At 37.9% G+C, this 12,896-nt stretch carries 4 protein-coding genes; 3 read left to right on the top strand and 1 reads right to left on the bottom strand.

What is annotated here, in order from left to right; translation table 11 throughout:
* Positions 1-361: 361 nt before the first annotated feature.
* Complete coding sequence (locus OM074_RS14910; protein ID WP_301200838.1) at positions 362-4,396, bottom strand: hypothetical protein; 4,035 nt, start codon at positions 4,394-4,396, stop codon at positions 362-364.
* Positions 4,397-4,630: 234 nt separating this feature from the next.
* Between OM074_RS14910 and lacZ the strand changes: the two genes are divergently transcribed.
* From lacZ to OM074_RS14925, 3 genes are all read left to right on the top strand, one after another.
* Positions 4,631-7,792 carry a beta-galactosidase, LacZ type gene (gene lacZ, locus OM074_RS14915; RefSeq protein WP_301200840.1) on the top strand — a complete coding sequence of 1,054 codons (3,162 nt, stop codon included), beginning with the start codon at positions 4,631-4,633 and terminating at the stop codon, positions 7,790-7,792.
* A gap of 44 nt (positions 7,793-7,836) precedes the next feature.
* Complete coding sequence (locus OM074_RS14920; protein WP_301200842.1) at positions 7,837-9,015, top strand: glycoside hydrolase family 43 protein; 1,179 nt, start codon at positions 7,837-7,839, stop codon at positions 9,013-9,015.
* A gap of 432 nt (positions 9,016-9,447) precedes the next feature.
* Positions 9,448-12,618, top strand: a complete 3,171-nt coding sequence (locus OM074_RS14925; RefSeq protein WP_301200844.1) for a cadherin-like beta sandwich domain-containing protein — start codon at positions 9,448-9,450, stop codon at positions 12,616-12,618.
* Positions 12,619-12,896: the final 278 nt, after the last annotated feature.

The raw sequence follows: 12,896 nt of genomic DNA on the forward strand, positions 1-12,896 counted from the left end.
GCTTTTTCATGTCAGCGGCGGCTTTCTTTGTTTACTTTCTTCAGCTGAAGGAAGAAAGTAAAAGCCCGTCGGCTTGAGACAAAAGTAATGTAAGTTGGAAGATTAATATTTTAGTCGGACACTAGTGATTAAAAATAGTAATGAACCATGTGCAACCTTCGTGCTGTGTTTAGGAAGTTCGTAAAATTGCAACCACAAAGACCCCGAGAACACCAAGAATCAACAAGATGAAATAAACCTCTGTTTCTTAGTGTCCTTAGAATCTTTGTGGTTAAGTGTTGTTTTAAACTATTCTTAATCTTCTGGAATGGCAATAGTTTTGAGACTGTACTTTTAAAAGCAGCAGTATCTACCGCTGCCTTTATGGTTTCGATAAGAAAATGATTTCATGCATATAGGGTATATTCTTCATTATTGACTCATTGGAAGGTAATAACCAGCCATCCCTCCATAAATGCGGAAGGTATTGAGGCTCTTTTACAAGAATAAAACGGGTTTTCATTTTATCCAATGAAGTCGATTGAAACCTCTGTGTATCTTTGTTGTGATAGCCTGTTGTTAATAATTCTCTTTTGTAGCTATACGAAGTGTTGTCTAGTTGAAACCCAACGTTTTGAGTGGCAGTGTTAAACTTCCATTCTCCATTGATATAGAGGTAAAATGCCTGATTTTCTTCTGTGCTGAGCGTAAAGTTGTTATTAGTGGTTCCTCCCATAAGGTACATATCCGGCACAGCATATTTTAATGATTTATCACTTACTTTCCAGTTAAGGTAGGCAATACCATAGTTCTCCATGTCAATTAGTGCATATCCGGAAGAAAGTACCCATGTACAATTATCTTTTTGATCAAAGTAAACAGCGTACATATCTCGGTTTTGGTATTTACAGGTGCCCAGATATGTAAAATCGTAATACTTTTTATATGATGATTTAAGGAAAGTTATTTCGGTGAAAAACGGATCTAAAATTGGTACTTTATAGGCCGAATTATTGTACGGGGTAAATGCTGCATTGTTGTCATAATTCTCAACCCTGAATATTCTGCCGGCAACAGGTTCAGGTGTAAAAGCAGTGCTGTGATCATTGCATGAAGGAAGCCTTAACTCCGTTTTTAAATCCAAAAGATGTTGCAATTCAGTTCCTTTAAATATCTGTTGACGGTATATGCAATTGGCATAATCATTATTTTTAGCTTTTGTTTTAATTATATTTCTTAGTGCAGTTTTAAAAACTTCCTCGCCTGAATATTGAGTATCGCTTTTAAGGCCGGATTGCAAAATGATTGGATTGTCCGGATTAGTTATCTCAGAACGAATGATACATAATGACTCGTTGATATTGTAATTTAAACATATAGTATCATTAGGCGCGATAATGGCATCGTCGATGTAACAAAAGCCGTTTGGATCAGTTAGCGTAGTCCAGTTCTTTGAAGGGACAGATACAAATGCATATCCTGCCGGCTGGTTAGATTTTAAAAGCACCTGAATTTTCTGTTTTGATTTATCCAGCCAGTTCTCATTGTTCTTGTTTGCTATGACTTGTTCATCCGGATAAACATCTTGTTGTGTAGTCGCTAATTGTGGTGTGCTGGTTTGTGCTTCTCCAAACACAATACGTGTGTTTCCTGCATTTCCATAATCCGAAAAGCCGACTGCTTCTACCCTAAACATTCCAGAAACGTCAGAATTATAAAACTCTATTTGTGCCGTACCCGTTTCATCCGTGGTTACCAGTGGATTCCAGTATAGGGTAGAGCGCTTGTCTTGATTCACAATAGCTTTGTCATCGGAATAATCGGGAGAATAGAATTCTTTTACTTTTGCGTATCCCGAGAGGTAAAATTTATTAATGCCTTTGGTATTTGATCGGGAATAAAGTCCTCCTCCTGTTTTGGTATAAATGGATAGAATGGCTTCCGGGGATGAATAAAATAAGGGGTTTGTTTTGAAGTCATTTATTGGATCCTGCATCTGAACAGGTTGGTTTGATGACACATTACTGCTTGTGATAGTCATGCTTTCATCTGAAGTAATATTTTCAAGACTCGTATTTTCAAGAGACTCGCTGTTTAGCTTGAGTTTACTGGTTCCTTGCTGTGGGTATATCAGGTCGATGGATTTTACTTCGTCTGCACCCAGCGAAATTAAATCATTTACCTCGTATAAGCGGAGCATATTTTTTAGTACTCCCTTATCGTCAGTTGCGCCAACCATTTTGCCATCAACATAAATGAAAAAACGGTGCTGCCTTCTGTCTCTGGATGAGAAACGTAAATACTCGTAGTCGAGGGAATCACTTAGGATTTCAGTTATCTCAAGACCCGGAAGGGCGGTGGCAATAACACTGATTAAGCCACTATTCCAGTCCAGTTCTTCCGAAAGGTCTTCAAGTTGTTTTGTTCCTATTGATTTTGAAGGCGCTCCATAGGCACTGGTCATCACATCCTTTACATTTCGTATTTTAGTTCCCAGAATTTTTACTTCATCGATACTTACATTGGCTGTGTCAACAAAAAAATCCTTTGCTTTAGCGCGGACCAGCTCTTGGGCAAGTTGATTCTTTTTTAAATCATTTATTTCAATTACAGCAGAATGGTTTTGGTAATCAATTGTTTCGCTAAAAGAATGGTTGGATAACTGATTTTTGGCTTTCAAATCCATAGCGTTCGAGGCCAGGTTTGATTCAAGGCTTATGGAGTAATCAGTAAATTTCTTTTTGTGATCTTTTGTTGTGAGAATTGCTACCAGGGAGTCGGTGAATTCATTAAGGATAAAGGTAAATTCGCTGTTCTGGTCAGTTGTTGTGTAATACCTGTCGCCCCGGTCTTTTTCTTTAAAGCGCATAAATACCTGTACGCCGGGATCAGGCATTTTTTCTGAAGACAGTTTCATCACTTTACCTTTTAAGTAAATGCCGGGCTCTTCTAAAAATCGGGGTAACGATACAGAATCTTTTAGTACTTCTTCCCAGGCATATCTGCGCCAACCATTGGTAAGCATCACCAGGTCGGTTTGAATGGCGCTTTTGGCACTTTTCTTCATCACAAAGGATGCATCTCCTTTAAAATTTGGGAGTTCAGAACCAAAGATATTATAGCTGACAAAATCCATGGGCTGATAAAATTTATCCGGGATACGGCTCGCATCTGTTACAGCCAGTGAAAAGGTGCCGGGAACAGGTTGCCCTTGTTGATTGAGAGTGCTAATGTTTAGAGTCATCTTTTCACGACCTGCAGGATTCGGATTTACAGGTTGTATGTTGATGGTGGTAAAGTCGTAATGGTTAATAAATACCAACCTTTCACATTGAGGTATCTTTTTATCGTCAAACACCGTAATCTGGGCGATGCCAGTGTTTAGTTTTGATTTATCAACGGGTATCAGTAATTGGTTATTCACCAGACTGTCAGCAACTGCTATCATGGGTTTTTGACCTTGCATAACCAATACAAATAGATTCGGGTTTGCAAGTTGGGCACTCCCCTGTACTCTTATTAAAATTTTATCGGAGCGAAATGAAGATTCTACAGCTAACTGATAACCATTCTCTTTTGTTTTGGGAAGGTTAAAAGTGTCGGTATTGTTTATAATGGCCTGGTATGTTTTTGATGGTTCAGGTATAAATGAAAATACGCCTTTCCCATCCCATATAGGCCTGATGAGAGCCACTGATTTCCCGGTGTTATCAATAATTTCACCTTCGAATGTTGCGGGCGATCCGTTTTGGGTGATGCCCTCAAAGGCAATTTTGCACAAAATACCATTGATAATATTACCTCCTTCAGGAAAAAACTGAAGCGAAATATCATGAGAAGGCTTATTGTCTTTTATCGGATTTGCATTGTCTTTTGCATTTTGATCTGAAGATGCAGTTGCTTTGAGAACTTCTTCTGATGTTGGAGATTGTTCTTTATCGTTTATAATGGTAATTTCCTTTTTAAAGTAGAAATCAGATCCCATGTTCCTCATCCAATTGGTGTATGCCATGATCAGGTAATTGCCTGTGGGTAGTGAATTTGGTAAGGAAATGTGCCCGGATCCACGTCCGTTTTCTACCTTAAAAAGCTTTTTCAGGGTAGAGCTGCCCGTTGGGCTGATTAATTCTGCATATACTACCTGTTCAGTTTTGTTTAGCAGGTTTGTGGATACTTCGTTTAAAAAAATACTAAACCATAAATCCTCACCTGTAACATATATGGGTTTGTCAACATGTAAATAGAGCTTCTCCTGGCGGTTTATTTTTTGGTAACGGATAATTTTTGAAAGAAAATCTTTATCCGGGATTGACCACGCTGCTGAAAAAGAAATGATTATTGTTGTAAGTAGTAATAGAATGGTCGTTTTTGTCAATAACTTTTTACGTAGTTTGATTTGTTTAAGCAAAGATCTCATGTGTTTATTATTTATAGATTTTTTTAATAAAGAAATAGATTTTTTTAATTCTTATAAAATATATTTTCGGCAAATAATAGTATTTTTTCGCATGCGGTTAGTGAGGTATTTGTGTTTTGTTACGTGGGTACAGTGAAATTTGTAATATTATTTTTAAAATATGTGAAATAAAGCAGGTTTATTAGTTAGTATTTTTGAGTGATGGTAATATTTGCTTTAATAATGAAATTGTTAATGAATAGCATAATTAAAATATTTAGTCGAATTATTCTGGTTGGTTTTATTGGTTGTTTTTTTTCGTGTCAATCCTATCTTAGTTATGATGGAGTTGAATGGGAAGATACAACGGCAAGTGAAATGGAGAATCCTAAACTTAATCAGGTTAACAAAGAAAATCCCAGGGCCAGTTTTATTCCTTATGCTTCAATAAATGAAATGGACAGAGATAATATCTGGTCGTCATCGTTATTAAAATCATTAAATGGGGAATGGTATTTTCATTTGTCACAAAAACCATCGGACAGGCCTTATTATTTTTTTAAGGATGATTATGATGTACGTGATTGGGAAAAAATTAAGGTTCCTGCAAACTGGGAGCAGGAAGGCTATGATTATCCTATTTACGTTAGTGCCGGATATGCTTTTGAAATTGCACCTCCTTTAATCCAAAAATATTATAATCCTGTGGGATCCTATAAACGAAATTTTACCATTCCTAAGGATTGGAGGGCAAAGGAAATATATCTGCATTTGGGTGCTGCAGGTTCAGCTGTTTATTTATGGGTAAATGAGCAGAAAGTAGGTTACTTTGAAGACGCAAAGACTCCTGCAGAATTTAATATTACAAAATATTTAAGGCCTGGTAAAAATGCACTGGCTATAGAAGTATATAAATGGTGCGATGGCAGTTATCTCGAAGACCAGGATTTTTGGCGTATGGCCGGGATTACTCGTGATGTTTACCTTATGGCACGTGATCAGTCCCATATCCGTGATTTTAAAGTTGCAGCTAATCTGGATGATGATTACTCCACAGGGATATTTGATCTAGAGGCTGAAGTGGCCGGAAAAGCTGAAGGATTGTCCGTTGATGCTATTCTTTCCTGCAAAGGCGACAGGGTAAAGGTCTTTTCTTCTGTAGTTGAGGATGGAAAAGTGAAGTATTCTCACCGGATTCCGAATGTAAGGAAATGGAATGCTGAATCTCCTCAATTATACGATCTGCAACTAATATTAAAGGATGGCAGTGGTGATGTGATCGAGGTTGTGCGTCAGGATGTAGGCTTTAGAAGGGTTGAAATTAAGGATGCAAAGTTATATGTGAACGGGCAGTATGTTTATATTAAAGGTGTAAACCTGCATGAACATCATGATGTTACGGGGCACGTAGTGGATGAAGCAACGATGCTGCATGATATTACAATAATGAAGAGCCATAATATTAATGCGGTTCGCACATCTCACTACCCACAGCCGGAACGCTGGTATGAGTTGTGTAACCGGTATGGCCTGTATCTGGTGGATGAGGCCAATATTGAATCGCATGGGATGGGATATGGTAAAGAATCACTGGCTAAAGACTCAACATGGATGGATGCTCATTTATACCGAACCCGCAATATGTACGAGCGTGATAAAAACCAACCTTCTGTTATTATTTGGTCGTTAGGAAACGAAGCGGGTAATGGTGTTAATTTTCAGGCTACCTATGATTATTTAAAGTCAAAGGATGCTTCACGGCCGGTTCAATACGAGCAGGCACATGGAAAAGGGAATACCGATATTTATTGCCCGATGTACGCAAGTATCGATCGCATGAAAAAATTTGCGGAAACAGATGCTTCCATGCCACTTATACAGTGCGAATATGCCCATGCCATGGGGAATAGTGTTGGTAACCTTAATGATTACTGGGATGTGATTGAAAGCAATGAGGTAATGCAGGGTGGTTTTATATGGGACTGGGTTGACCAGGGATTGTTGACTGAAAATGAAAAAGGAGAAGCGTTTTGGGCTTTTGGAGGAGATTTTGGTCCGGATACGGTTGCCAGTAGCGGAAACTTTTGTATGAATGGTATTGTAAATCCGGATAGAAGCCTGAAACCAGCTATTTATGAAGTAAAGAAAGTATACCAGTATATTAAATTTAAAGCGATAGACCTGGATAATGGGATGATCTCTATCGTGAATAAATATGGATTCACCAATCTTGATGAGTTTGATTTTAGTTATGAAATTAAAGGCAATGGGAAAGTGGTGAAACAAGGGAATATAGCAGGTGTAAACCTTGCTCCTGATGAAAGTGAAATTTTTAAACTGGATGTAGATTTTATACCAGAGCCCAATACGGAGTACTTTTTAAATATTAAAGCAACACTAAAAAATAACAAATCCCTGGTTGAAGCTGGTACTGAGCTGGCTTCGGAACAGTTTGTGTTACCTGTATACGTGAAAAAGGATATAGAATCTGTTGGGTCGGAACTGACAATTGAGGAGGAGCAGGATAGGTTGGCAGTTAATGGTGATAGCTTTAGTATTCAGTTTAACCTGAAGGATGGATTACTGACTTCTTATAAAGCCTATGGCAAGGAGTTTATACAGGAAGGCCCTGTTCCTGAATTTTGGAGGGCACCTACCGATAATGATTTTGGTAATGAGCTGGACAAAAGAGCACGGATATGGAGAAAGGCCGGGAAAAACAGGGTGTGCAGTAAGTTTGATTATGCAAGGTCTGGAAAGAACAACCTTGTAATTTCTTTTGAATATGATATAAAAGATCAGGATAACCGTATAGGGGTTTATAAATCGGTTTATACAGTACAGGGTAATGGCGAAGTTACAGTTGAAAACTCTTTTGTAATGAAAGGAAAGGATAAGCTGCCTGAGATTCCGAAAATGGGAATGAATATTATAATGCCGCGTGAGTTCGATCAGATGACCTGGTTGGGACGTGGTCCTCACGAATCGTATCAGGATAGAAAGCAAAGTGCCTTTGTTGATTTGTATTCCGGTTCTGTCGCCGATCAGTACTGGCCTTACCTTCGCCCGCAGGAAAACGGGAACAAGACAGATGTCAGGTGGGTGAAAATAACCAATAAAGAGGGAGTTGGGTTATTGTTCACAGGAAAGCAACTCCTGGAAGTATCGGCACATCATAACCTGATGGAGGATTTTGAATCTCCTGAACGTACCGATGGTCAGCAGGAGGAAGGCCATAAGGTAGTTAACCGTCACACAGTAGATGTAAAACCCAGGAACCTGACTTCTGTAAATATTGATTACAGACAAATGGGAGTTGGAGGAGATAATAGCTGGGGAGCATGGACTCATGATAAATACAGGTTGCAAGAAAGAGAGTATAGTTATGTTTTTAGTATAAAAGCCATTAAGCAGTAAGCTTTCTTTTAAAGAGAAAAATTCAATATTTATTCAAACAGGATATGAAAATGAAGTGTGGCGTTTTAGTGGTTGTTCAGGTAATGTTATTTTTTACATCGTGTGGTTTTACCGGATCAAAAAAGATAGAAATAAATCAATATAATCAGTCTTTCAAACCAGGTGAAGTGTGGTTGGATAATGACAGCGTTCATATAAATGCCCACGGAGGGGGAATATTGTTCCATGATGGTGTATACTATTGGTTTGGTGAGCATAAAACAAGTGGGCAAGATGGTTTTGTTAGCCTGTTTGGAATCAGTTGTTATTCTTCTAAAGATCTTTACAATTGGACAAACGAAGGAATTGCCCTCAGTAATGAAGAAGATCCTGAATCGGAAATAACCCGTGGATGTGTGATGGAGCGGCCTAAAGTTATTTTTAATAAGGCGACTAAACAATTTGTGATGTGGTTTCATCTGGAATTAAAAGGGCGGGGTTATGAGGCTGCACGAACAGCTGTTGCCGTTAGTGATAAAATTACGGGGCCTTATACTTTTGTCAAATCCTATCGCCCCAATGCGAATACATGGCCGGAAAATTTCGATGAAGAAAACAAAGTTGGGATTACCCAATGGAATAAAGATTGGTGGACGGACGAATGGAGAAATGAAGTAGATAATGGACTGTTTGTTCGCAGAGATTTTAAAGGTGGCCAGATGTCAAGGGATATGACTCTTTTTGTTGATGATGATGAGAAAGCCTACCTGGTATATTCTTCAGAAGAGAATTTAACCATACACATTGCAGAATTAAATAAGAATTATACCGGTTTTACAGGAAAGTGGGTCAGGGCATTTCCCGGTGACCATAACGAAGCGCCTGCCATATTTAAATATGCCGGGAAATATTATATGATTACTTCAGGTTGCACAGGATGGGCACCAAATAAAGCCAGGATGTCAGTAGCCAATGCTGTTTTGGGTCCCTGGAAAATGATTGGCAATCCTTGTGTGGGAGCTGATGCCGATATTACTTTCCATTCGCAAAGTACCTTTGTTTTGCCGGTTAACAATATGGATGGGACTTTTATATTTATGGGTGACCGATGGAAACCGGAAAACCAAAGAGACAGTCGTTATATTTGGCTTCCCATTGTTTTTAATAACGACAAACCTGAAATTCGATGGATGGATGAATGGGATCTTTCCTTCTTTTCTTTAGAGATTAATAATCTGAATTAAGAGTCGATATAGGTATTTACAACCGAAGTGTCACCCCTTGAATTTGCATAAACAATTACCAATTACCCAAGATCCTTAATGTAATGCAAATTCAGGCTCTGTTACTATTATAATAGAACTGTTATAATAGTATCAGGCTTCTGGTCTGAGTTTTTTATAATGTATAATTGCAAAGGGGCGATGCCCTTGTGTGTTCGCAAAGAGGTTTTGTAAAATTTATTCATTCTCCTGTAAATTATTCTGTAAAAAACAGGCTGTAAATTACACTTATAATGTTGGTAAATAGGCGTAAGTGGCTTAAAATCAATAATGAGGAGTATGTTGTCTTGGTCGTGTCAATTTTGTGATAGTAATCTTTGATTTATTTACAATACAATTTTCCATTAATATCTTCCTTTATACTACTTAATTTAAAAACTAAATTTTTTGAATATGAAAAGAGATTTACAATTGAGGTGTTGGATCTTGATGATGGTTATGTCCTTTATAGGTACATCATCAATGTTTGGACAAACATTAAAGCATTCTTATACCTTTGAAGATGGAACTGCAAATGATGTAGTTGGAAATGTAGATGCTAGTTTAAATGGTGAGGCAGTAGTTGAAGAAGGAGCTTTGGTACTTACCGGAGGTTTTGCTTCGTTATATGCAACAGATATTAATATTGCTTCTTACGAAAGTGTTACAATTGAGGCCTTGTTTTCACAGGAAGCAGGTTTGACAGGTAACAGGAGTCTTTTTAGTTTTGGAGAAACTCTTGATGTGGGTTGGGCCAAAGGAGTAAATTATTTGTATTATCAACCAAGCAGGGGTACTACCGACAGTAGGTTTGCCATTGGTACCGGTAACACAGATGACCCTTGGAATACAGAAAGCTATGTTGCTACTGGTATAGTAACCAATACAAATATGCACCACTTTGTTGGGGTTGTAACAGCAACCGAAATTAAAATGTACCTTGATGGAAGTTTGATTGGTTCTGAAACATTATCAGGAACAAATGCAATTTCAGCTATAAGTACAGATACTTTATATTTAGGAGACCTGGTTTTTACAGGTGACCCAAACTGGAGAGGTTCAATCCATGAATTTAATATTTACGATGGAGAAATGCCTCAGGCAACTGTTGAGCAACGTACAAGTGATTTTATCGGTGCTCAGATGACTGATGCTACATTAGCTGAATTCACTGCTAACGTAGGAGAGTTAGTTTTAACTCCTGAATATATTGAAGCTGATGATCTATATGAGTTATATGTGCCTTTTGGTACAACTTCCGTGGATTTAAATATTGTTCCTAATATTGATGGTGTATCAATTACAATTGCAGATGCGCTTGGAAATGAATATCCTGATGGCGTTATTGCCTTCTCCGGGGATGGCGTTGATTTAGAGATTCAGGTAGTAGCCTTGGATGGTTCAACTCAGATTGATTATTATTTGTCTATTTTCTTAAATCCGGAAACAGAATCTGCTGATTTAGCTGAGATCCAGTTTAGTGCTGGTGCATTAACTACAGAGTTTGACCCTGAGGTATTGGAGTATACAGCAATTGTTCCTTATGGAACTACTAGTGTTGATGTAACAGGTATTGCAGCATGGGAAGGTGCAGATGTAGCTGGAAATGGAGCGGTATCTTTTACTGATGGTACTGGTTCAATAACCTTAACAGTAACATCACAGGATCAATCAAATACTAAAGAATACGTTATTTCATTATATGTTTCGGAAGTTACAACTGGACAAAATTATTATATCCAGCACGAATCTTCAGAACTTGTAATGGGAGAGAGTGGAGACGAAACTAATTATATCAGGATTTATAACGCTCTTAAAGATGAAACCACACAATTATTCCAGTTTGAAGAGAGTGGAGTAGAAGGTGAGTATTACCTGAAAAATGGAGAAAACAAATACGTAACACTTACAGCAGAGTCGGTTTCTACATGGGATATGGTGATGACAGAAACATTGACTACTACTTTAGATAGTTGCCGTTTCAGACTGATTGAATTCGAGCCTGGAAGATTCAGGATTTTAACAGTAGCAAGAGATGAGTTTGGTGGAAAATATGTGGGTACTAACGGTACTACTGTAGAAGGAGGAATTTATTCAGATAAATACATCGACAACGAGTTGGCTGTTTGGAATATTAAAGTTCCTTCAGAAGTTGTTGCACCATACGATAGTTATTTGGGAGAACTGGCATTAAGCGTAGGAACTCTTTATCCGGAGTTTGATCCGTTTGTAAATGAATACAGGGCTGTATTGCCTGTTGGAACAGAATCAGTTGATATAACTGCTGTTGCTCGCGATATTACTTCAAATGTAAGTGGTGGAGATGAGGTTAGTGTTACTGCTGAAGGAGGTGCAATTACAATAACTGTTACAGCATCTGATCCTACTTATTCTTCAGAATATGTAATTAACTATCAGGTGGATACTGAGCTTACATTGAAACACTCTTATACTTTTGCAGATGGAACAGCCAATGATATGGTTGGAACAGCACATGGTACAGTAGTAGGAGGTAGCATTTCAGAAGGTGTCTATACTGCTGATGAGTTAGGTGAGTATATTGAATTACCTGCAGGAGAAATTGCTATTAATACTTATCCATCTATTACACTTGAACTTTATGTAACGGATGAGATAAATACTTTAAATGCAAATACCAATACAATGTTGACCTATTTTGGTGCTACCAATAGTGATAACAATTATGGTGTGAACTACCTGTTTACATCTATGAAATGTCGCGCTGCTGTTTCTGCGCTTAATTTAGGGTCTCCTTGGGGATCTGAGCAAGGGTATAGCACAGAAGCTAACTTGCAGGATGACGGATCACAACACCATGTGGTAAGTACCATAAATAATGATTCAATTTGTTTATATGTGGACGGATACTTTATTGGTAGAACGTTGTTTTCTGCAGACAATAAAATATTCAACCTTTCAAATGAGCTGGCTTATATTATGAAGGGTGGTTATACTGGTGACAATACATTCTTAGGTTCTGTATTGGAGTATAATATTTACAGTGGTTTGATGGATGCCCAAACAATTGCGATTCGTGCAGGGGACTATCCAATTGAAGATGCTGCTTCAGATGCTACATTATCTGATTTAGTTGTTGATGAATTGACAATTGAAGGGTTTGATCCGGCTACATTATCTTATACTGTGTTAGTTCCTCAAGGAACTACTGCTGTGCCATCAATATCCGGAATAGCAAAAATTGCTGGAGCTTCAGTTGTCGTTAACGAGGCTGGCGACTTGAGTGGTGCAACAACCATTGAAGTAACAGCTGAGGATACAGAAACAACAGTAATCTATACTATCAATTTTGACTTCTCTACAGATTTTGATGTTGTGGAAGAAAATGCAGCTAAAGTTTACCCAACAGTTTCTGAAGGTAACTTTTGGGTAAAAACATCAGGTGGTGTTTGCAAAGTATCAGTATACGATATGAGTGGAAGAGTTGTACTTCAAACTATTGAAGAAAATGAGTTGCAAAGCATTGACATACCAAATGCAGGTTTGTATTTAGTAAAAGTAGAATGCGGAGGAACATCAAAAGTATTCAAGGTAATTAAAAAGTAGTGATATTTAGTTAATAAGTAAAAGAGTAAAAGGCTGTCCTTATTTATAGGGGCAGCCTTTTTTTTATTGTGGCAGATTGATGGGAGCGAGGCTGCAAAATGTTTTATTTATACCCTTGTTGATAGCTTTTAATTAACTGTAATACTGCATTTATCACTTGGCGTAACGTAGGCGGACAAATCTCATATTTAACATACATACAACTCACACTAAACTCACTAAACAGTGAGTTTGGTGTGAGTTAATTATGAAGGGGATATGTCTTAAATATGAGTTTC

The organism is Plebeiibacterium marinum (genome assembly GCF_026013615.1).
GTDB lineage: Bacteria > Bacteroidota > Bacteroidia > Bacteroidales > Marinilabiliaceae > Saccharicrinis > Saccharicrinis marinus_A.